The sequence below is a fragment of the Mesorhizobium sp. WSM4810 genome, from assembly GCF_055811235.1.
Window position 1 is genome coordinate 65,100 of record NZ_JBVVQV010000010.1, and the last position, 22,093, is coordinate 87,192.

Genomic DNA, 22,093 nt, shown 5'->3' on the forward strand with positions numbered 1-22,093 from the left:
CGCATCAGGGCGGTCTTGCATTCAGGCGGCGAAGAGGACCAGGACATGCCGGGGGATTACCCGCCTTGCGCGGGACAGGCCGTTTCCGGCGGCCACAACGATATGGTGACCACGGGTTCCGCTGCCAGAGGCGGAAGCCTCTTATGGCGCGCTGGCGCCCGCATCGGAAAATTGCTTGCTTCTTACGCGCTCGCCGGCCCGCTGCTTGGCCTTTCGGCACATGCTGGACCGGCTGCTGCATCCCACGCGGCTGCGCCCAAAGCCGGGCTGTCGGTCAGCACGGTCGAGGTCATGCAACTCGCCATGTTTGTCGGCGTCATGGGCGCGGCACTTGTCTCGGCCATTTTCCTGATCCGCGAACGGGCGCGCACCTCGGCCCAGAATGGTGAACTCAGAGCCCGCTTGGCCGACGTCAACGCTGCGCTGCAGCGCTCCGAGGCGCTGCTCAACCTGCGCGACCAGCGTGTCGTCGTATGGGCATCGGAAAACAAAAAGCCCGAGCTCGTCGGGACATTGCCGGTTGAAAGCGGGGCTCCGGAAGACCGTGCCGCCTTCCTCGCCTTTGGCCGTTGGTTGATGCCGCGCTCGGCGGCGGCGCTCGAGAATGCCGTGGCGGGACTGCGGGAAAAGGCGAAGCCGTTCGATCTCGTCATCGAATCGCAGGCCGGGGCGCCGCTCGAAGTGCACGGCCGCAAGAGCGCAGCACACGTGCTCGTCCGCTTCGTCTCGCTTTCTGAAACGCAGCGAAGCGAGGCCAGGCTAAGAATCGAGAACCAGCGCCTTGCCGCCGACTATGACACCATGCTCGGTCTTTTCAACGCACTCAGCATGCCAGCCTGGCTGCGCTCGGCGGACGGGCGGCTGAAATGGGTCAACCGCGCCTATGCCAGGGCGGTCGAGTCGGAAAACGCCGAAGCTGCGGTTCGCGACGCGAAGGAGTTCCTGGGCGGCCAGGCGCGCGATGCGATCGCTGCGCAGCACAAGTCGCATCCCGTCTTCGAGCAGGCGCTTTCCACCGTGATCGAAGGCGACCGCCGCATGTTCGCCGTGACCGACTTCGCCGGCGCGGCCGGCTCGGCGGGTCTCGCCTGCGACACCAGCGCCATCGAGACGATCCGTAGCGAATATGAGCGGACCGTGCGCAGCCATGCCGACACGCTCGACCAGCTCAACACCGCCGTGGCGATTTTCGATACCGACGAAAAACTGCGGTTTTTCAACCAGGCGTTCCAGAAACTATGGGGTCTCGACAGCGGCTTCCTGCACAGCGCTCCGGACAACGCCTTGTTGCTCGACCGGCTGCGTAGCGAAGGCAAGATCGCCGAGCAGCCCGAATGGCGGCGCTGGAAGGAAAGCCTGCTTGGCGCCTATCGCGCGGTCGAGTCGCAGGAACATTGGTGGCATTTGCCGGACGGCAAGACCATCCGCGTCGTCGCCAATCCGCAGCCCAAAGGTGGCGTCACCTGGGTGTTCGAGAACCTGACCGAGAAGATGGACCTTGAAAGCCGCTACCAGACCGCGGTGCGGGTCCAGGGCGAAACGCTCGACAATCTTGCCGAAGGCGTAGCCGTGTTCGGCCCCGACGGCAGGCTCAGATTGTCGAACCCGGCATTCGCAGCACTTTGGGGGCTCGACGCCGACGCTGCCAAGCCCAACGTTCACGTCTCCACGATCCGCGATCTGTGCGACCGGCGGGCCGCCGACAGCCCCTGGCGCGGGTTCGTTGCCGCCGTCACCGGTTTCGACGACGAGCGCCGCGACCGCCACGGCCAGACTGAGCTGAACAACGGCACCGTGCTGCGCTACGCGATGATCCCGCTGCCCAACGGTCAGGTGATGATGACCTTCGTCGACGTCACCGACAGCGTCAATGTCGAGCGGGCGCTGAAGGACAAGAATGAGGCACTGGAAAAATCCGACCAGCTCAAGAACGAGTTTGTGCAGCATGTCTCCTACGAGCTGCGCTCGCCGCTGACCAACATCATCGGCTTCACCGAGCTGCTTTCGCTGCCCTCGACCGGGCCATTGAACCAGAAGCAGAGCGAATATGTCGAGCATGTCAGCTCGTCTTCCTCGGTCCTGCTCACCATCGTCAACGACATCCTCGACCTGGCGACCGTGGATGCCGGCATCATGGAACTCGATATCTCCGAAGTTCACGTCGACCGGACCATCGCTGCCGCTGCCGAGCTTGTTGCCGACCGGCTGGAGGAGCATGCGATCAGGCTCAAGATCGATGCGGCCACTGCGCCAAAGACGTTCCACGGCGACGAAATCCGCATCCGCCAGATCCTCTACAACCTGCTGAGCAATGCCGCGAACTACGCACCGGAGGCGAGCACCATCACGCTCGCCTGCCGCTCGCTTGCCGAAGGCGTGGAATTCTCCGTTCACGACGATGGTCCCGGCATGCCGCCGGACCTGCTCGATTCCGTGTTCCGCCGTTTCGAACCGCGCACCAATGGCGGCCGCCGGCGCGGCCCCGGCCTCGGCCTGTCGATCGTCAAGAGCTTTGTCGAGCTGCATGGCGGCAGTGTCCGCATCGAAACCGGCAAGGACATGGGCACCACCGTCATTTGTGCCTTTCCCGACACGCCGTCCGGCATCCGCGCGGCGGCCGAGTAGCGCGTTCGATGGCAGGCATGGTGCTGGAGCGTTTTCTCGCCGACGAGGCTGCGACCGCAAGGCTGGGCGAGGATCTGGCCATGTCGCTGCGCCCCGGCGACGTGCTGGCTCTCAGAGGCGATCTCGGCGCCGGCAAGTCGAGTTTGGCGCGGGCGCTGATCAGGGCAATGACCGACGATGCCGGTCTCGACGTGCCGAGCCCGACCTTCACGCTCGTCCAGAGCTATGAGGCGCGCGTCCCCGTCCATCATTTCGACCTCTATCGCCTGTCCGCGGCGTCCGAACTGGACGAACTGGGTTTCGACGAGGCGCTGGCGCAAGGCGCTGCCCTGGTCGAATGGCCGGAGCGGGCAGAGGCCTATTTGCCAAAGACTTCGGTGCTGATCGAACTCGTCCATCAGGACGACGGACGCCTGGCGAGATTGTCGGGACAAGGCGTTGCCTTCGAGCGCGCGGCGCGCTCGCTGGCCATGCGCAATTTTCTGGAAAGAGCCGGCTGGGGTGAAGCGCAGAGACGCTATTTTATCGGCGACGCCTCGGCCCGCTCCTATGAGGTCGTCTCGCTGGCCGGCCTGCCGCCGCGCGTGTTGATGAACTCGCCGCGGCTGGTGCTCGGGCCGCCGGTCCGCGACGGCAAGCCCTATGCGGTGATCGCCCACACCGCACAATCCGTCGCGGCCTTCGTCGCCATCGATCGGGCATTGCGGGCCGGCGGCGTCTGCGCCCCGGAAATCCACGCGCAGGACTTGGACCAGGGCTTTCTTCTCATGGAGCATCTCGGCTCGGAGGGATTTCTCGGCCAGCACGGTCAGCCGCTGGCGGAGCGCTACGCGGCGGCGGCCGAACTGCTTGCGATGATGCACGGCAAGACGTGGCCCGATCGCATCGAGGCCGCGCCCGGCGTCTTTCACGACGTGCCGCCTTTCGACCGCGACGCCATGATGATCGAAGCCGAATTGCTGCTCGACTGGTATGTGCCGGCGATCACAGGCGGCCCGGCAAGCGATGCCTTGCGCGCCGGCTATACCAAGCAATGGAACGCGGCTCTCGACCGGCTGGAGGGGCGCGAATACACGCTCATGCTGCGCGACTTTCATTCGCCCAACATCATCTGGCGCGGCAATCGTTCCGGTCACGATCGCCTTGGCATCGTCGATGTCCAGGACGCGCTGATCGGCCCCTCGGCCTATGATCTCGCCTCGCTCGCCATGGATGCCCGGGTTACAATCTCGCCTGAGATCGAGCGACGGACGCTCGATGCCTATATCGCTGCGCGCCATAAGGCTGGCGCTTTTAACGAAGACGAATTCGTCGAGGCCTATGCGATCATGGCGGCGCAGCGCAATTCGAAGATCCTCGGCATTTTCGTCCGGCTCGAAAAGCGCGACGGCAAGCCCTATTATCTGAAACACCTGCCGCGCATCCGCGATTATCTTCGGCGGGCGCTGGCGCATCCGGCACTGGCCGGCCTGCGGGATTTCTACACCGCCCACGGGCTGCTGGAGGAGCGGCCGCTGTGACGACACGCCCCAAAACCGCAATGGTGCTTGCCGCCGGGCTGGGAAAGCGCATGCGGCCAATCACCGACACAATGCCGAAACCGCTGGTCAGGATATCAGGCAAGACGTTGCTCGACTGGAGCCTGGACGGCCTGGCCCGTGCCGGCGTCGACAAGGCCATCGTCAACGTCCATTACTTTCCCGAGCAGATCGTCGCCCACGTCGCCGCGCGCCGCGCGCCGCGCGTCGTCATTTCCGACGAAAGCCAAAGACTGCTCGATTCCGCCGGCGGTATCGTCCATGCTTTGCCGGAACTGGGAGGGGCTCCCTTTTACATCGTCAACGCCGACACCTTCTGGATCGACAGCAGCGTGCCCAACCTTGCCCGCCTCGCCCTTGCATGGGACGCGGCGAAAATGGATATTCTGCTGATGCTCGCGGATTCCCAGTCAGCAACCGGACACAGCGGCGGCACCGATTTCCTGATGGCGCCTGACGGCGCCTTGCGGCGTTCGAAAGGCGACCCGACAGGCCTGATCTATGCCGGCGCGGCGATCGTCCATCCCAGGCTTTTCAAGGATGCGCCGGCCGGCCCACACTCGCTCAACGCCTATTTCGATGCGGCCATCGCAGCCGGCCGCCTGTACGGCATGGTGATGCACGGCCATTGGATCACCGTTGGCACGCCCGACGCCATTCCGCTTGCGGAAGCGGTCGTTGCCACCGCTCTTGCTGAGTCGCCCGGCACTCTTACCGAGTTGACCAGCGCTCTCACCGAGTTGAAATGAGCGGCTCCCGCCGCGTTTTCTCGATCCCGCCCGGAGCGCCGTTTCTGCCGACGCTGGCCGAGGCCGTGCTGTCAGGGCGCCTCGTTTCCGGTTTCCGCTTCGACGGCGACCCGCTGGCGCTGGCCGACGCCACCATCTACGTGCCGACGCGCCGCGCCGCGCGGGCGCTGCGCGGCGTCTTCGTCGACTGTCTGGGTGGCCGCTCGGCGATACTGCCGGTCATCCGCCCACTCGGCGAGTTCGACGAGGACGTGGCCGCGTTCGAGGCCGACGCATCGGCCGCCATCGACCTCGCGCCGCCGATCGCCGCGATCGAGCGCCTGCTGCTGCTGGCGCCGCTGGTGCGCGCCTGGAAACGCCGCCTGCCGGCGCATGTCGCGGCACTTTTCGACGAGGAGATCGTTGTGCCGGCGTCGGCCGCCGATGCCATCTGGCTGGCGCGCGACCTGGCCCGGCTGATGGACGAGATCGAGACGGAAGGCACGGACTGGACCAGGCTCGCCGATCTGGTGACCGGCAACCTCGCCGGCTGGTGGCAAGTGACGCTCGACTTCCTGAGCATCGTCACCGAAAACTGGCCGAATCTCCTCGAAGAACGCAATCGCTCCAACCCGGCTGCGCATCGCAATGCGCTGATAAGGCTGGAAGCAGCGCGGCTGAAGCGCAATCCGCCGACCGGGCCGGTGATCGCCGCCGGCTCCACCGGGTCCATTCCCGCCACCGCTGAATTGCTTGCGGTGATCGCCGGCCTGCCCAGCGGCGCGGTCGTGCTGCCCGGCCTCGACCTGATGCTGGATGAGCCGTCATTCCAGGCAATTGCGGTGCCCGGCGCGCGGCCGGCCTTGCTTGGCCATCCGCAATACGGCCTGGCAAAACTGATCGGCAAGATTGGCGTGCTGCGCGGCGATGTCGAGGAGATCGCCGTTGCCGAAAGGCCGCTCGCGCTGCGCGCCGCACTTGTCGGCGAGGCGCTGCGGCCGGCGGAGACCACCGAGCTGTGGGTCGAGACGCGCGCCCGCTTTACGGCCGGCGATATCACCGAAGCCTTCGCCGACGTGACGCTGCTCGAAGCCGCCGGCGAGCGCGACGAAGCGGTGGCGATCGCCGTCGCGCTGAAACGCGCCGTCGAACAGCCCGGCCAGCGCGCCGCGCTCGTCACCGGCGACCGCGCCCTGGCGCGGCGCGTCTCGGTCGAGCTGTTGCGCTTTGGTGTCGTCGCCGACGATTCGGGCGGCACACCGCTCATCAACACGCCAGCCGCCGGCCTGCTCAGACTGGCGCTTCAGGCGGCGTTCCGCCCCGGCGATCCCGTGGCCCTGCTGTCGCTGCTCAAGCACCCGCTGCTTGGCCTCGGTCTGGAACGCACAAGCGTCCGTCGCGCGGTGGAGATCGTCGAACTGGTGGCGCTGCGCGGCGGCACCGGCCGCCCCGACGTCGTCTCGCTGCCGGAGCTCTTCGATGCCCGGCTCCTCGAATTCGACGATCGCGGCAATCGCCGCCGGCCCTTCTGGCGATCGCGGCTTTCGGTCAGGCGCATCGAAGAAGCCCGAGACCTGCTGATCCGGTTAACCGCCGCGCTTGCGCCGCTGGTTGCCTATCGCGACGAGGAGAATGCCGATCTTGCCACGCTTGTGCGGGCCAGCGTCGTCGCGCTCGAAGGTCTCGGCCGCTCCGCGGGTGGCTGTCTGAGCGAACTCTATGCCGACGACGCCGGCGAAAAGCTCACCGAGCTCTTGCGCGGGCTGGTCGCTGCCTCGGCGTCGTTCTCCTTCGGAGCCGACGAATGGCCCGATGTGATGGAGGCGCTGATCGCACCGGAGACAGTCAAGCCGGCACAAGGCACCGACAGGAACATCGCCATCTGGGGTGCGCTGGAAGCCCGGTTGCAGAACGTCGACACGCTGGTCGTCGGCGGGCTCAACGAAGGGGTGTGGCCGCGCAAACCGGAAAGCGACCGCTTCATGTCCCGGCTGATGAAGACCGGCATCGACCTCGAGCCGCCCGAACGGCGCATCGGCCTGGCCGCCCATGATTTCCAGATGGCGATGGGGGCGAGGAAAGTGGTGCTGGCGCGCTCCGCCCGCTCCGGCGACGCACCGGCGGTGCCGTCGCGCTGGCTGCAGCGCCTGCTGACCTTCATAGGCAAGGACCATGCGGCGGTGCTTCGCCGGCGTGGTGATGAATTCCTGTCCTGGGCCCGTGCGCTCGATGCCGGCGAACGAAGAGACTTCGCGCCGCGGCCGCAGCCGAAGCCACCGCTGGATGTGCGGCCGCAACATTTCTCGGTCACCGAGATCGAAACGCTGCGCCGCGACCCTTACGCGATCTATGCCAGGAGGATCCTCCGCCTGATGCCGCTCGACCCGGTCATCCGCGACCCGGGTGCTGCCGAACGCGGCACGCTGTTTCACGCCATCCTGCATCTCTTTTCGCGGACCGTGGCCGATCCGCTTGTGCCGGAGGCGCTGGACGGTCTCATTGCCGCCGGCCGCGAATGCTTTGCCGAGGCGGCCCTTCCTCCCGATGTCGAGGCGGTGTGGTGGCCGCGCTTCGAAAAGCTCGCCGCCGGCATCATCGAATGGGAGCGCGGCCGCGCCTTCGCCGTGACAATGCGGCATGCCGAGGAGCACGCCGAGAAAACAGGCGTCGGCCAGTCCGGCGTGACGCTGTCCGGCTATGCCGATCGTGTCGATCTCCTGGCCGGCGGCATGGCCGACATCCTGGATTACAAGACCGGCTCTTCGCCGTCGAAGGCGCAGGCCCATACGCTGCTTTCGCCGCAACTGGCGCTCGAGGGCGCGCTGCTCAGGCGCGGCGCCTTCAAGGGGCTAGGCGCGCGCGAGCCGTCGCAGCTGGCCTTCATCAGGCTGAAGCCGAATGGCGAGGTGTTCGAGGAATCCATCCTCGAATACAACCGCAAGCCGCGAACCGCCGCAGACCTCGCCGAGGAAGCCTGGGCGCGGCTCGAAAAACTGCTGATCCACTATGCCAACCCGGCGACCGGATACCTGTCGCGGGCGTTGCCGTTCCGCGAGGGCGAGACCGACGGCGACTACGACCATCTCGCCCGCGTGCTCGAATGGTCTGCCGGCGGCGACGCCGACGACGAGGGAGGGGAGGCATGAAGAAGGCCTATCCCATCCCGACCGATACCGCCGTCAGCCAGGCAAGCGCCTCAGATCCGCAATATTCCGCCTGGGTGTCGGCCAACGCCGGATCGGGCAAGACCCATGTGCTGGCCCAGCGTGTCATCCGTCTTCTGCTGCGTGGCACCGATCCGTCGAAGATCCTGTGCCTGACCTACACCCGCGCCGCCGCCGCCAACATGTCGAACAGGGTGTTTTCGACATTGTCGGAATGGACGGCGCTTGGCGACGCAGAACTGGAGACAAGGATAGAGGCGCTGGACGGTCGCCAGCCCAATCGCGAAGCCATGCGCCGCGCCCGCCGCCTGTTCGCCGAGGCGCTGGAGACGCCCGGCGGGCTGAAGATCCAGACCATCCACGCCTTCTGCGAATCGGTGCTGCACCAGTTCCCGCTGGAAGCCAACATACCGGCCCATTTCGAAATGCTCGATCCGCAGATGGAGGCGTCGCTCTTCGCCGCCGCCCGCCGCGACATGATCTCGGGCACGGCGGCCGGCGATGCGGAGCTGGCCGAGGCTTTCGCCACCATTCTGGAACGCGGCGGCGAACACGGGCTTGACGCCTTGCTGGCCGAGATCGTGCGCAAGCGCGAAGGTCTGCGCGCCTTCATCAGCGCGGCTGGCGGCGATGGTTTTCAGGCGCTGTTCGACGAGTTCAGGTTTCACGCCGGCCAGACCGCCGATGGCCTGGCGGCGTCCGTCTGGCCGCTGCCGGGCTTCCTGCCGGACTATTTCATCACCTTCGCCCGTGCTGCAGAAGCCGCCGATGCCCGCACCGTACTCAACAACCTTCTGCCCTATGCGCGCCTTGCCTTCGCCGAGGATGATCCGGTTCGCCGGCTGCATCTGCTGGCAAAAGCCTTCCTGCGAGGCGATGGCGAGCCTTATGAGCCGGCAATGTTCAAGAAGGCGTTGCTCGACCGGCTGCCGGATCTTGCCGAGCGCTATCTGTCAGCGGTCGATGCCATTCTCGAAATCTCCGACCGATTGGCCTTGTTCAGGATGCTGGAGGGCACACGTGCGGCGCTGACCATCGCCGACTGGCTGATCGCCCGCTACGAGCACTTGAAGCGCGCCCGCGGCTTCCTCGATTTCAACGACCTCATCACCCGAACGGTCAATCTCCTGGCGCGGCCCGACGCCGGCCCCTGGGTGCAATACAAGCTCGACCAGGGCATCGACCATATCCTGCTCGACGAGGCGCAGGACACCAGTCCCGACCAGTGGGAGGTGGTGAAGCGACTGGCCGAGGAATTCTTTGCCGGGCTCGGCGCACGCGACAATGTTCACCGCACGGTGTTCGCCGTCGGCGACGAAAAACAGTCGATCTATTCCTTTCAAGGAGCGGCGCCCGACTCCTTCGCCGACTCAAGGCTGCTGTTTTCCGCAAAAGTGCGCGACGCCAAAGCCGCCTTCGCCGATCTCAAGCTGACCTGGTCGTTCCGCTCGACCGAAGACGTGCTTGCGGCGGTGGACCGTGTCTTTGCCGACCCGCTCGTGCGGCGCGGCATCAGCCACGATCCCGACCCGCTGACCCACAAGGCGATCCGCAGCGATGCGCCGGGCTATGTCGAGGTCTGGCCATCGATCGGCGCCGACGTCGTCGACGAACCCGACGACTGGACGCAAGCCGTCGACCACGCCCATGCGCCGGCGGTGCGTATTGCCGAAAACGTGGCGGCAACCATTGCCGGCTGGATCGGCGCCGGCGAGATCATTGAAGGCCGCGGCAAGAAGCTTCGGCCCGGCGACGTGCTGGTGCTGGTGCGCAAGCGCGATCGTTTCGTCCATGCGCTGACGCGCGCACTGAAGCGCCGCGACATCCCGGTCGCCGGTGCCGACCGCCTCAGCCTGCCCGGTCATATCGCGGTCAAGGACCTGATCGCGCTCGGCCACTTTCTTGTCCAGCCTGAGGACGATCTGTCGCTTGCCGCCGTGCTGCGCAGCCCGATTTTCGGTGTTTCGGAAGAGACGCTTTTCGCGCTCGCCGGCGAGCGGCCGTCCGGCCTCTCGTTGATCGCTTCGCTCAGGCAGCAAGCCGGCGAAAGCGCCGCCTTGGCCGCAATCGCTGCCCAGCTCGACACATGGTCCGATGAAGCCGCATTCAGGCCGGTGTTCGAATTCTATGCCGGGGCTCTCGCCCGCGACGGCTTGCGCAAGAAAATGGTCGCGCGGCTCGGGCCGGAAGCCGGCGACATCCTCGACGAATTCCTGAGCTTCTGCCTGGCCGAGGAGCGGACCGGCCTGCCGGGGCTGGAATCCTTCCTGTCGACGCTGGAGAATGCCGGCCCCGAAATCAAGCGCGAAATGGACCAGACCCGCGACGAGGTTCGCGTCATGACCGTGCATGCCGCCAAGGGCCTCGAGGCGCCCGTCGTGTTCCTGGCCGATGGTGGCTCGGCGCCGTTCAACGATCAGCATCTGCCGCGACTGATGCCGTTCGATGGCTCGGGCCAACACTGGGACGGCAAGGGCTATCTCTGGCGTTCGGCCGGCGATGTCGCCAATGGCTTTTCGCGGGCCGCTTCGGTCCGCGCGCGCGAACTGGCCGACGACGAATACCGCCGGCTGCTCTATGTCGGCATGACCCGCGCCGAGGACCGGCTGATCGTCTGCGGCTATCACGGCAAGCGGGTGCCGAATGCCGGCACCTGGCACTCGATCGTCAGCCGCGCGCTGGTCGGCGCGCCCGAAAGCATCGAGCGGCAGCATCCCGCCACCGGCGAGACCGTGCATCGCTTTCGCGTGACAAAATTGCCGCCGGTCGCACAGGCGGCCGCCGAAGCGGCGCGGCAGGCGCAACAGTTCGAGCCGTTGCCGAAGAGCCTGTTCAAGCCCTTGCCGCCCTTCGAGGATCTGCCGCGGCCGCTGTCGCCGTCCGGCGCCTCGGCGCTGATCGATGAGGCCAGGCAAGCCGTAGTCGACACCGGCTCGCCGGTGCTGGACACCGAGGCAGAACCTGGCTTTGCGGTGATGCGGGGGCTGGCGCTGCACAAATTGCTGCAGATGTTGCCCGGCATCGCCGAGACCGAACGCCGCGATGCCGCGGAGCGCTACCTCAAGCGCGCTGGCGCGCAATGGCCTGAAACCGAGCGCGACAAGGCCTTGGCTTCAGTGGCGACGATCCTTGCCGACAGCCGCTTCGATCAGCTGTTTGCGCCGAATTCACGCGCTGAGGTCGCGGTCATGGGCAGCCTGGAGGTCAAGGGCAAGCTGCGCTCGATCTCCGGCAAGATCGACCGGCTGGCGGTTACATCAGGCAGGGTGTCGATCGTCGACTACAAGACCAACCGGCCGGCGCCTGCAGCGCTGGCGGACGTTCCACCGGCCTATGTCTTGCAACTCGCGCTCTATCGCGCACTCCTCCAGCCGCTTTATCCCGGACATGAGGTCTCGGCGGCGCTGCTGTTCACTGAGGCGCCACGATTGATCGAGCTGCCGCCGGCGGCGATGGATGACGCCCTTGCCCGACTCACGGGAGCGTGACACAACAGCTGCTTGAAGAAGGGCGCGATCACCACCACATTTGGTGCGACAATAACTCTCGAAAGGATTTTCGCATGGCCACCGTCAAGGTCGACAAGAGCAACTTCCAGACCGATGTGCTTGACGCCAAGGAACCGGTCGTCGTCGATTTCTGGGCGGAATGGTGCGGCCCGTGCAAGATGATCGCGCCGGCGCTGGAAGATATCGCCATCGAACTCGGCGGCAAGGTCAAGATCGCCAAGCTCAACATCGACGAGAATCCCGAGCTGGCCGCGCAGTTCGGCGTGCGCTCGATCCCGACGCTGATGATCTTCAAGGGCGGCGAAATGGCCGACATGAAGGTCGGCGCCGCGCCGAAGACGGCGCTGTCGCACTGGATCAACGGCAATCTCGCCTGATCCGGCGGAAATCCGCAGACAAGCCCGGCCCTCGCGCCGGGCTTTTTCGCGGCGTCATCTACAGTGCCGCGCGTCCTCCTGGACGCGCGAAGGACGTTGCAGCGCTTGATCTGACCCAGAAGATCGATTCGGATTTTCTGGGTCATGCGGCTGGTCCGCCGTGGCACTCGCCACTTGCCGGCCCATGTTCTTGTCTGGCTTAAAGCAGGAGAACGACATGACCGGATCCGCCAAGGCCACCGTCTTCATCGACAATGAGCGCGTCATCGTCACCGAATACCGCTTCGCGCCGGGCGACAATACCGGCTGGCACCGCCATGGCCATGATTATGTCGTCGTGCCGCTGATGGACGGCAAGCTCAAGCTCCTGACCAAGGACGGCGAATCCCTCGCCGAAATGAAGAAGGGGGCGCCCTATTTCCGCAAGGAGGGCGTGGAACATGACGTCATCAATGCCAATGAGGGCGAGTATGCCTTCATCGAGATTGAGCTGAAGTAATCCCCACCGAGGCCGTCTCCGCCATAGGCGTGAGGCGATCACCAATCCGCGATACGATCGCCTCCGACGAACTGCGCACTTTTCTCGGTGTATTCAAAGAGTTCTATCTTCACGTTGTTAGGATCGCGAATCCACGCCTGGTAGGTATCATCGCATGCGTGTTTCTTTGACGTGACATCAACGCCTTTCGCTCTTACGTGGGCGATCGCGGCGTCAAGGTTTTCCACTTCAAGGCAGAAGTGGTTGATCCGGTTCAGGTCGCTATAGCTGGCCCCGTCTTTCTGGAACACCTCGACGTGGCTGCGGCTGCCGAAATTGAGGTAGAAACCGAAAATCTTGCCGTCGCGCAGGAAGTTGAACTGCGTGTCCAAGCCGAGGACGTCCCGATAGAAGCTTCGCGTCACTTCGAGATCATCCGCGTAGATGCAAACGTGAGCGAGCTGCTTTACCTTGATCATGACTGGCTCCTCGCGATGATCTGACAAAGTCAGGTCATCGTGGCCTGATGAACGCGCCGCTCAAACCGGCGGCGTGCCGTTTTCGGCCAGCACCGCGCCGGCCAGATAGAGCGAGCCGCTGATCAGGATGCGCGGCGGCGGTCCGTCCCACGTGTCGCGCAGCAGCATCAGCGCATTGGCGACGGAGCTCACCGGTTCGGCCGACAGGCCGGCTTCGACGGCGCGGATCGCCAGTTCGTCATTCGGCACACTGGCCTCGCTTAGGCTCACCGGCACCGTGTAGACATGCCGCACCAAGCCCTTGAAGGCGCGGAAATAGCCGCTCTGGTCCTTGGTGTTGATCATGCCGCAAATCAAGAACAGCGGCCGCGGGTTTTTTTCCTCCTGCTCGGCCAATGCCTCGGCGACGACCACGCCGGCGCCGGGATTGTGGCCGCCGTCGAGCCAGATGTCGGCGCCCTTTGGCGCCAGTTCCGTCAGCCTGCCTTGCGGCAATTTCTGCATCCGCCCCGGCCAGGTGACATTGGCCATCGCCTTGTCGGCGACGCGATGGCTGATCTCGAAGCCTGCCGCCTTGACCGCCGCAATCGCCGCCGCCGCATTGGCGAACTGGTGGCGCCCTGGCAGCCGCGGTGGCGACAGGTCCATCAGCCCGTCTTCGTCCTGATAGACCATCCGGCCGTTTTCCTCGAAGGCGAGGAAATCCTGGCCATAGACGAAGGCGGGACAGTCGAGCCGCTCGGCGGTTTCGATAAGCACCTGAAGCGCCGTTTCGCTCTCTTGCGCGCCGATGACCACCGGGCAATCGCTCTTGATGATGCCGGCCTTTTCGGCTGCGATCAGTTCGACACGGTCACCGAGAAAGGATTCGTGGTCGAGCGAGACCGGCATGATCACCGACACCGCCGGTTCCTTGATGACATTGGTGGCATCAAAGCGGCCGCCAAGGCCGACCTCGATGATGACGGCATCTGCCGGATGCTCGGAAAACAGCAGGAAGGTGACGGCGGTGAGGATCTCGAAGACGGTGATCTTCTGGCCTTCATTGGCCTTGGCGACGCGGGCGATGGCATCGGCGAAGACCTCGTCCTCGACCAGCCTGCCGCCGCCATCGGCGGCCAGCCGATAGCGCTCATGCCAGTTCACCAGATGTGGCGATGTGTGGACATGGACGCGGTGGCCGGCCGCTTCGAGTAGCGCCCGCGAAAACGCGGCGCAGGAGCCCTTGCCGTTGGTGCCGGCGATGTGGATGACCGGCGGCAGATGGTCCTGCGGATTGCCAAGCCGCTCCAGCAGCCGCGAAATGCGGTCGAGCGAAAGATCGAAGCCCTTCGGATGAAGCGACATCAGGCTTTCGATTTCGCGGTCGGCGGCAAGCGTGCTCATGGGAGAATCCTAGCGCATGACCCCGAAAAATCGAAATCGATTTTCGGAAAGGAATCATGCGTGAAATCAAGATGCTACAGCGCCACAGATGGCGCGCAATCGCGGTTCGCGACGACGGATGTCGCGTCAGGCTTGCGGGCGTGCTTCCGCCGGGACGGCCACCGGCGGCAGGATTTCCGGTTCCAGCGGCTTTTCTTCATCCGGCAGCTTGAGCAGCATTTTCAGGAGCCGTGCGATCGTCTGGCGCATCTCCAGCCGCGACACCACCATGTCGACCATGCCGTGCTCCATCAGATACTCGGAGCGCTGGAAGCCGTCGGGCAGCTTTTCCCTGATCGTCTGCTCGATGACGCGCGGCCCGGCAAAGCCGATCAGCGCGCCGGGCTCGGCGATGTGCACGTCGCCCAGCATGGCGTAGGAGGCAGTGACGCCGCCGGTAGTCGGGTTGGTCAGAACGACGATATAGGGAAGACCGGCTTCCTTCAGCCGATCGACGCCGATCGTGGTTCTCGGCAATTGCATGAGCGACAGGATGCCCTCCTGCATGCGGGCGCCGCCGGAGGCCGCGAACAGGATCAGCGGCCGCTTGCGTTGCAATGCGACCTCGAAGCCACGAACGATGGCGTCGCCGGCGGCCATGCCGAGCGAGCCGCCCATGAAGGCGAAGTCCTGCACGGTCACCACCACCGGCAGGCCTTCGACGGTGCCCAGCGCATTGATGATCGCGTCCTCCAGCCCGGTCTTGGCCTTGGCGTCCTTCAGCCGGTCGGTGTAGCGCTTCTCGTCGCGGAATTTCAGCGGATCCTGCACCACCTTGGGGTTTTCGAGCATCTCGTACTTGCCGTCGTCCATGAAGAATCTCAGCCGCTCCCTGGCCGAGATCTTCATGTGATGGCCGGAGGACGGGATGACGAACTGATTCTGCTCCAGATCCTTGTGGAAGACCATCTCGCCGGTCTCCGGATCCTTGATCCAGAGGTTTTCAGGCATGTCGGTGCGCCGGCCGAGCATCGAATTGATCTTCGGTCGAACGTAGTTGGTGATCCAGTTCATCGCTTCGGCTCCTGTCCTGACGAAGAGTTAGACCATGATCCCGAAAAGTGGAAACCGGTTTTCGGTGGAGATCATGGTCAACCAGAAGATCAAGACTATTCGGCGGCAGCAAGGCGGGCCGCACGCACGCCTTGCGAAAGCCCGCTGACCAGCGTGGCGACCGCCTCGGCCGGGTCGGCGGTCTTTTCGCCCTTTGGCCCAAGAACATTGGCGACCGCATTGACGATCGCGGTGCCGACGACGACGCCGTCGGCTGACGCCCCAATGATGCGTGCCTGCTCGGCCGTCTTGACGCCGAAGCCGACGCAGACCGGCAGGTCGGTATGGCCCTTGATGCGCCCGACCGCCGCCGCCACCTTGCCGGTGTCGGCAAGTGCTGAGCCGGTGATGCCGGTCATCGACACGTAATAGACGAAGCCGGAGGTGTTCTGCAGCACCTTGGGCAGGCGCTTGTCGTCGGTGGTCGGCGTCGCCAGCCGGATGAAATTGATGCCGGCCCTCAGCGCTGGAATGCAAAGCTCCTCATCCATTTCCGGCGGCAGGTCGACGACGATCAGCCCGTCTATGCCGCTGGCCAGCGCATCCCCGAGGAAGCGGTCGACGCCGTGGATGTAGATCGGATTGTAGTAGCCCATCAAAACGATCGGCGTTTCATTGTCGGTGGCACGGAATTCCGAAGCCATCTTCAGCGTCTTGACCAGCGTCTGCCCGCCCTTCAGCGCGCGCAGGCCGGCCGCCTGGATCGCCGGGCCGTCGGCCATCGGATCGGAAAACGGCATGCCGAGCTCGATGATGTCGCTGCCGGCGCCGGGCAGCGCCTTCATGATCGACAGGGAGGTATCGTAGTCCGGGTCGCCGCCCATGAAATAGGTGACGAGTGCCGGGCGTCCTTCGGCCTTCAGCTTGGCCATGCGGCGGTCGATGCGGGTGGTCATGATCAGATCTCCATGCCCAGCATATTGGCCACCGTATGCACATCCTTGTCGCCGCGGCCGGACAGGTTGACAATGACGATCTGGTCCTTGTCCATGGCCGGCACGATCTTCATCGCATGCGCGATGGCATGGGCGGATTCGAGCGCCGGAATGATGCCTTCGACGCGCGTCGTCAGCTGGAACGCCTCCAGCGCCTCGTCGTCGAGAACAGGCACATAATCGACGCGGCCCGAGTCGCGCAGCCAGGAATGCTCCGGTCCGACGCCCGGGTAGTCGAGGCCGGCCGAGATCGAATGCCCGTCCATGATCTGTCCGTCAGCATTCTGCAGGAGATAGGTGCGGTTGCCGTGCAGCACACCGGGCGCGCCGGCGTTCATCGAGGCGCAATGCTCGATGCCGTCGAGGCCACGGCCACCGGCCTCGATGCCGATGATCTTTACGCTGCGGTCGTCTAGGAACGGGTGAAAAAGGCCGATGGCGTTGGAGCCGCCGCCGACGGCGGCGATGATGGTGTCCGGCAGCCGGCCTTCCTGCTCGAGGATCTGGGCGCGCGCCTCGATGCCGATCACCGACTGGAAGTCGCGCACCAGCTCTGGATAGGGATGCGGGCCGGCGGCGGTGCCGATCAGGTAGTAGGTGTCCTCGACATTGGTCACCCAATCCCGAAGAGCTTCGTTCATGGCGTCCTTCAACGTGCCGTGGCCGGCAGTCACCGGCCGCACCTCGGCGCCGAGCAGCTTCATGCGGAAGACGTTCGGGCTTTGCCGGGCGACGTCGGTGGCGCCCATATAGACGACGCACGGAAAGCCGAAACGCGCCGCCACGGTGGCCGACGCGACGCCGTGCTGGCCGGCGCCGGTCTCGGCGATGATGCGCTTCTTGCCCATGCGCTTGGCCAGCAGGATCTGGCCGAGGCAGTTGTTGATCTTGTGCGAGCCGGTGTGGTTCAGATCCTCGCGCTTGAAATAGACCTTTGCGCCGCCCCCGAGGCCCTTAGCCGCGGAAACCTCGCGAAGATGCCTGGTCAGGCCTTCGGCGAAATAAAGCTTCGACGGCCGCCCGGCATAGTGGGTCGAAAGGTCAGTCAGTTCGGCCTTGAAATCCGCATCGTCCTTGACCTCGTTCCAGTGCCGCTCGAGGTCGAGGATCAGCGGCATCAATGTTTCGGCAACGAAACGACCGCCGAAGATGCCGAACATGCCCTGCTCGTCGGGTCCGGTGCGGAAGGAATTGGGTATCGCCGGCTTGTTCATCGCCGATCTCCTAGCTTGTGGTTTGAAGCACGGTCAGGCGGCGCGGCTGTCGCGTGCTGCCTTGACGGCACGGAAAAACTGTTCGATCAGCGCCGGATCCTTGACGCCCGGCGCGCTTTCCACGCCTGAGGAAATGTCCAGTCCGGGCGGGTTGGCAAGCCGAAGGGCATCGCCGATATTGGCGGCGTTGAGCCCACCGGAAAGCATGTAATCGACGCCTGCGTCAAGGCCGGCCAGAATGCGCCAGTCGAAAGCAATGCCGTTGCCGCCCGGCAGCTCCGAACCTTTCGGCGGCTTGGCGTCGAACAGGAAACGGTCGGCAATGCCGACGAAGGGTCTTGTCCGCTCCAGGTCGGCAGTATCGCTGACCGGCAGCGCCTTCATCACCGGCAGGCCATAGCGGGCCTTGATCTCGGTCACCCGCTCCGGCGTTTCCGAGCCATGCAGCTGCAGCATGTCGGGCTGCATTTTTTCGACGATTTCATCCAGAAACGCATCGCCGGCGTCGACCGTCACGGCAACCGCCTTGGCCTTGCCGATAGCCGCTTCGCGCAAGCGGCCGGCTTCCGCCGGCTCGATGCAGCGCGGGCTTTTGGCAAAGAAAATAAAGCCGACATGACTGGCGCCGCCGGCCAATGCCGCGGCCAATGCCTTGTCGGTCTTCAGTCCGCATATCTTGATGTCGAGCGCCATGACGCGGGGATTGGCACGAAACGGCAAAAGAGTCGAGAAGAAGCGCATGTTTGCCACCGGCGCGGAACGCGCTACCTTCCTAAGACAAGAGAGCGGAACGGGCTACTTACTTCAGATAATACCGACGGGAGCAAACAGCATGGCAGACGATACCGTCGCCCAACTCAGGCAAAAAGTCGCGCAGGCTCGCGAGGTCATCGCTCATCTGATGGACAAGGCCGCCTTCAACGGCGCCGAGGCACACCGCGCGCTCGACTATTTCGGCAGCAATGCGTTCAAGAAGGACTTCCTGCCATGGCCGCGCCATACCGACGAGGGGCTGCGCCCAGAGGAGTTGAACGCGGCGAATGATGATTGACCGGGCGATCTATTCGAACATGATTGCTTGCAGCGCGCCGCCATTGCGCTTGAGCCAGTCCTTGCAGCGTTCGGTGTCGGGGCAGAGCTGCTCGCACAGCTTCCAGAATTTCGGGCCGTGGTTCATCTCCTTGAGATGCGCCACCTCATGCGCGACGAGATAGTTTATGACCGGTCGCGGCGCCATCATGATGCGCCAGGAGAACGACAGGTTGCCGTCCGACGTGCATGACCCCCAGCGGCTCGACGTGTCCTTGAAGCGGATTGCCTTGGCGCGCTTGCCGATCGTCCCGGTGTGCCTGACCACCAACCGCTCGATCTCGCGCTTGGCCTCGCGCTTGAGGAAATCGGCGATGCGGCGCGGCAGGTGCACGCGCTCGCCATGCACGATCATCAGCGGACCGCGTTCGTCGCACGACAGCGTGACGGTACCGCGTTTCGAGGGCTCATGAACGATGCGATGCGGCACGCCGCGCACCGGAATTTTGATACCGGGCCGCACCTGCGGCCGGTTGGGCACTTTGGCCAGCCGCTGCTCCAGCCAGTCCTGATGGCGGTCAAGGAATTTTTCCACCTCGCCTCGCCGCAGGCCCGGTGGCACGGTGATGCGTAGGCCCCGGCCACCGGAATCGATGCGCAGCGTCAATCGCCGCGCCCGGTCGCTCTCGACGATCTTGAGCGGCAGCGTGCGGCCGGCAACACAATGCTCCCGCTCCACGACGGGGGCGGGCCTGGGTTTGGTCAGGTTGCGGAAGAAGCCGAATGACATGGCCAGGACGATACGTGATTCGAGGAAAACGAATAGAACAAAAAAGAAACGGCGCCGCTGACGCGACGCCGTTTTTGATTATTATTTATGTCGAGGCAAGTGCCTTACTCGTCAAGCAGGCCTGGCGTGGATTTGCCACCGCCGGTTGTGGGCCCGCCGGTTGTGGGCGACGTCGACTTGTTGCGGTTCGCCATGAAGCGGTCGAACTCTTCCTGGTCCTTGGCGCGACGCAATTCCCTGGCGTATTCGTCGAACTCGCTCAGCATCTCGTCGAGCTTGCGGCGCTCTTCATTGAGCCGCTCGAGTTCTTTTTCGCGCCAGTCGTCGAAAGCGACGTTGCCGGTGCGGGCAGAGCCGTGGCCCCAGCGCGCCGCTTTGTCGGAACCGCGGCGGCAGCCGGCGAAGATGCCGTCGGTCGCGCGGTTGACGTCGCGCTTGAAGCCGTCAAGCCGGTCGCCCCAGATGATGTAGGCGAGCATGGCGAGGCCGAGCGGCCAGAACACCATAAAACCGATCACCATCAGAGCGATGGTCGCCGGCGTCCAGGCCGGACGGATCAATGCAGATGTGTTCATTTTCTCCCAATTCCTTCAGTTGGAGACAGCCAATCCCGGCTGCGTGGAATCGAAATGGGATGAGAAAAACGGCGATTCAAGACAGTGTCGGCCAAAACCGGACAAGCGTTTGAAATGATTATCGCTTTTTGAGCGTTTCAAGGAAAAGGACGACCAGGCCCGCAATCAGGCCCCAGAGCGCCGCACCGACGCCGAATAGCGTCAGCCCCGAGGCGGTGACGGCAAAGGTGACGGTAGCGGCCATGCGTTCGCCGTCTTCCTTCAAGGCGATCGACAGCGCGTTGGCGAGCGGCGCCATCAGCGCCAGTCCGGCGACCAGCACGATCAGGCTCTGCGGCAGCACGGCGAAGATCGCCACCAGCGAGGCGCCGAAAATGGCGAAGACGAGGTAGGCAAGCGCGTAGAAGGGACCGGTCTTCCAGCGCTCGCCCGGATCGGGATGCACGTCGGGGCCGGTGCAGATCGCCGCCGAGATCGCCGCCAGGTTGGTGGTCGAGGCCCCGAATGGTGCCGACAGCAGCGAAAGCAGGCCGGTGACGCCGATCAGCGGGCCGGGTTCCGGGTGGTAGCCCGCCGCCCTCAGCACGGCGAGGCCGGACAGGTTCTGCGAGGCCATGGTGACGAGATAAAGCGGCAGCGCCAGGCCGATGATCGCCGTGACGGTGAACTGCGGCGCAATCAGCGTCAATGTCGAAAGTTCCGGGGTCGGCAGACCACCGACCCGGCCGGTGAGGAACGCGGCAGCGCCGCCGCCGATCAGCACCGCCAGCACCGAGAGCGCCGGATTGAACAGGCGGATGACAAAGAAGGCGGCGATCAGCGGCAGGATCAGCCACGGGTCGACGGGAATCGCCTTCACCGCATTGATGGCGAAGGTGACGACGATGCCGGCGAGCATCCCCGACGCGACCGAGGCCGGTATCCTGGCGATCAGCTTGGTCAAGGGCCTGAACAGGCCGGTGGCAATCAGCAAAATCCCGGTGACGATGAAGGCGCCGACGGCCTCGTTGATCGAAAAGCCGCTCGATGCCGCGATCAGCGCCACCCCCGGCGTCGACCATGCGGCGATGACCGGCATCCTGGTGCGCCACGACAGCCACAGGCTCTCGATCGCCATCGCGAGGCAGATCGCCGTCACCCAGCTCGCGGTTTCGACTTGCGTCGCGCCGACTGCCTTGGCGGCGGCGATGACGATGGCCAACGTGCCGCCGAAGCCGACAATCGCTGCAACGAAGGCGGATACCGGAATGGAAATGCGCATGTCCTAGCCTGCCTGCCGCACGATGGCATTGACCGCCCGCACCAGCATGTCGAGATCCTGAGGCCGCGACAGGCGATGGTCGCCGTCGGGGATCAGCGACAGCGTGACGTCGTCGGCCGGCAGCAGGCCGACCAGTTTCAGCGCATGGCTCGGCGGCACGTCGGCATCGGCCAGCCCTTGCAATATGTGGACGGGGCAGTGGGTGTCGATCGGCCCGGTCAGCACCCGGTTGTTGCGGCCGTCCTCGATCAGCGCTCGGGTGTAGATGTAAGGCTCGGCCGAATAGTCCGACGGCTCCTCGAAAAAACCTTTTTTGGCAAGATCGCGCTTCTGCGCTTTGGTCAGCGCCGGCTCGACCAACTCGGCGGTGAAATCCGGCGCCGGCGCTAGAAGCACCAGACCGGCGATGCGGTTCTCGCCTGGCGTGTGCAATTCCTGGCGCAATACCTGGACCATGCGCAGCGCGATCCATGCGCCCATCGAGGAGCCGACCAGGATTTGCCTGCCTTGCGTGAAATGATTGAAGACGGCGAGACTTTGCGAAAGCCAGTTCGAGACGGTGCCGTCCGCAAAGGCGCCGCCCGATTCGCCGTGACCGGAATAGTCGTGACGCAGGAAAGCCCGGCCTTGCCCGCTCGCCCATTCCGCCAGCTTCTCGGCCTTGGTGCCCAGCATGTCCGACTTGTAGCCGCCGAGCCAGACAATGCCTGGCTCGGCACCCGCAGCGCGCCTGACAGCGATGCTGGTTCCGTCGACGTCGAGAAAAACCGGTGCGGTCATGGCTCACTCCTCACGCAGGTCTTTTGACACAGCGGACGGCTCAACGAAAAGTGCTCGGCAACTTTCTTCGTTTGGTGCAGGCAGAAGTCAGGGAACAGGTGATTTCCTGTGAGCGCTGTGCTATTGACTCCGG

At 64.7% G+C, this 22,093-nt stretch carries 18 protein-coding genes; 8 read left to right on the forward strand and 10 right to left on the reverse strand.

What is annotated here, in order from left to right:
• Nucleotides 1-45 precede the first annotated feature (45 nt).
• The 7 genes from AC0L3O_RS16550 (at nt 46) to AC0L3O_RS16580 (ending at nt 12,440) form a co-directional block, all read left to right on the forward strand.
• Nucleotides 46-2,625, forward strand: coding sequence for a sensor histidine kinase (locus AC0L3O_RS16550; protein ID WP_473616070.1), 2,580 nt, complete (start codon nt 46-48; stop codon nt 2,623-2,625).
• 8 nt (nt 2,626-2,633) lie between these two features.
• A complete protein-coding gene (gene tsaE / locus AC0L3O_RS16555) occupies nt 2,634-4,145 on the forward strand; it encodes a tRNA (adenosine(37)-N6)-threonylcarbamoyltransferase complex ATPase subunit type 1 TsaE (RefSeq protein WP_128168862.1) in 1,512 nt (503 codons plus the stop codon).
• On the forward strand, nt 4,142-4,912 hold the full coding sequence (locus AC0L3O_RS16560; protein WP_473616072.1) for a nucleotidyltransferase family protein: 771 nt from the start codon (nt 4,142-4,144) through the stop codon (nt 4,910-4,912). The genes tsaE and AC0L3O_RS16560 overlap by 4 nt, the downstream gene beginning before the upstream one ends.
• Nucleotides 4,909-8,037: a double-strand break repair protein AddB gene (gene addB, locus AC0L3O_RS16565; protein ID WP_473616073.1), complete on the forward strand. Its 3,129-nt coding sequence runs from the start codon at nt 4,909-4,911 to the stop codon at nt 8,035-8,037. Before AC0L3O_RS16560 ends, addB begins: the two co-directional genes overlap by 4 nt.
• Nucleotides 8,034-11,543, forward strand: coding sequence for a double-strand break repair helicase AddA (gene addA / locus AC0L3O_RS16570; RefSeq protein WP_473616074.1), 3,510 nt, complete (start codon nt 8,034-8,036; stop codon nt 11,541-11,543). The genes addB and addA overlap by 4 nt, the downstream gene beginning before the upstream one ends.
• Before the next feature lie 74 nt (nt 11,544-11,617).
• The gene (trxA, locus tag AC0L3O_RS16575) at nt 11,618-11,941 is read left to right on the forward strand and encodes a thioredoxin (RefSeq protein WP_091592579.1); all 324 of its coding nucleotides are present in this window, start codon (nt 11,618-11,620) and stop codon (nt 11,939-11,941) included.
• A gap of 217 nt (nt 11,942-12,158) precedes the next feature.
• Nucleotides 12,159-12,440: a cupin domain-containing protein gene (locus AC0L3O_RS16580; RefSeq protein ID WP_473616076.1), complete on the forward strand. Its 282-nt coding sequence runs from the start codon at nt 12,159-12,161 to the stop codon at nt 12,438-12,440.
• Nucleotides 12,441-12,478: 38 nt separating this feature from the next.
• On the opposite strand, the gene AC0L3O_RS16585 is transcribed toward AC0L3O_RS16580, so the two are convergent.
• The 6 genes from AC0L3O_RS16585 to AC0L3O_RS16610 all read right to left on the reverse strand — a co-directional run bounded on the left by AC0L3O_RS16585 (nt 12,479) and on the right by AC0L3O_RS16610 (nt 18,218).
• Nucleotides 12,479-12,898, reverse strand: coding sequence for a VOC family protein (locus AC0L3O_RS16585; protein WP_473616077.1), 420 nt, complete (start codon nt 12,896-12,898; stop codon nt 12,479-12,481).
• 60 nt (nt 12,899-12,958) lie between these two features.
• A complete protein-coding gene (locus AC0L3O_RS16590; RefSeq protein WP_473616078.1) occupies nt 12,959-14,284 on the reverse strand; it encodes a bifunctional folylpolyglutamate synthase/dihydrofolate synthase in 1,326 nt (441 codons plus the stop codon).
• Between the two features lie 126 nt (nt 14,285-14,410).
• The gene (gene accD / locus AC0L3O_RS16595; protein WP_473616079.1) at nt 14,411-15,337 is read right to left on the reverse strand and encodes an acetyl-CoA carboxylase, carboxyltransferase subunit beta; all 927 of its coding nucleotides are present in this window, start codon (nt 15,335-15,337) and stop codon (nt 14,411-14,413) included.
• Between the two features lie 95 nt (nt 15,338-15,432).
• Entirely contained in the window at nt 15,433-16,272 is an 840-nt protein-coding gene (gene trpA / locus AC0L3O_RS16600; protein ID WP_023796892.1) for a tryptophan synthase subunit alpha, read from the reverse strand.
• Nucleotides 16,273-16,274: 2 nt separating this feature from the next.
• The gene (gene trpB / locus AC0L3O_RS16605) at nt 16,275-17,525 is read right to left on the reverse strand and encodes a tryptophan synthase subunit beta (protein ID WP_287289888.1); all 1,251 of its coding nucleotides are present in this window, start codon (nt 17,523-17,525) and stop codon (nt 16,275-16,277) included.
• A 33-nt stretch (nt 17,526-17,558) separates the two neighbouring features.
• Complete coding sequence (locus AC0L3O_RS16610; RefSeq protein WP_287319324.1) at nt 17,559-18,218, reverse strand: phosphoribosylanthranilate isomerase; 660 nt, start codon at nt 18,216-18,218, stop codon at nt 17,559-17,561.
• A gap of 46 nt (nt 18,219-18,264) precedes the next feature.
• On the opposite strand from AC0L3O_RS16610, the gene AC0L3O_RS16615 reads away from it, so the two are divergent.
• Complete coding sequence (locus tag AC0L3O_RS16615) at nt 18,265-18,576, forward strand: hypothetical protein (protein ID WP_287325630.1); 312 nt, start codon at nt 18,265-18,267, stop codon at nt 18,574-18,576.
• A 9-nt stretch (nt 18,577-18,585) separates the two neighbouring features.
• On the opposite strand, the gene AC0L3O_RS16620 is transcribed toward AC0L3O_RS16615, so the two are convergent.
• The 4 genes from AC0L3O_RS16620 to AC0L3O_RS16635 all read right to left on the reverse strand — a co-directional run bounded on the left by AC0L3O_RS16620 (nt 18,586) and on the right by AC0L3O_RS16635 (nt 21,960).
• A complete protein-coding gene (locus AC0L3O_RS16620) occupies nt 18,586-19,344 on the reverse strand; it encodes a M48 family metallopeptidase (RefSeq protein ID WP_027152023.1) in 759 nt (252 codons plus the stop codon).
• 104 nt (nt 19,345-19,448) lie between these two features.
• On the reverse strand, nt 19,449-19,919 hold the full coding sequence (locus AC0L3O_RS16625) for a DUF2852 domain-containing protein (RefSeq protein ID WP_023796888.1): 471 nt from the start codon (nt 19,917-19,919) through the stop codon (nt 19,449-19,451).
• Between the two features lie 118 nt (nt 19,920-20,037).
• Nucleotides 20,038-21,180 carry a benzoate/H(+) symporter BenE family transporter gene (locus AC0L3O_RS16630; RefSeq protein ID WP_473616081.1) on the reverse strand — a complete coding sequence of 381 codons (1,143 nt, stop codon included), beginning with the start codon at nt 21,178-21,180 and terminating at the stop codon, nt 20,038-20,040.
• A gap of 3 nt (nt 21,181-21,183) precedes the next feature.
• Entirely contained in the window at nt 21,184-21,960 is a 777-nt protein-coding gene (locus AC0L3O_RS16635) for an alpha/beta hydrolase (protein ID WP_473536279.1), read from the reverse strand.
• Between the last annotated feature and the right edge of the window lie 133 nt (nt 21,961-22,093).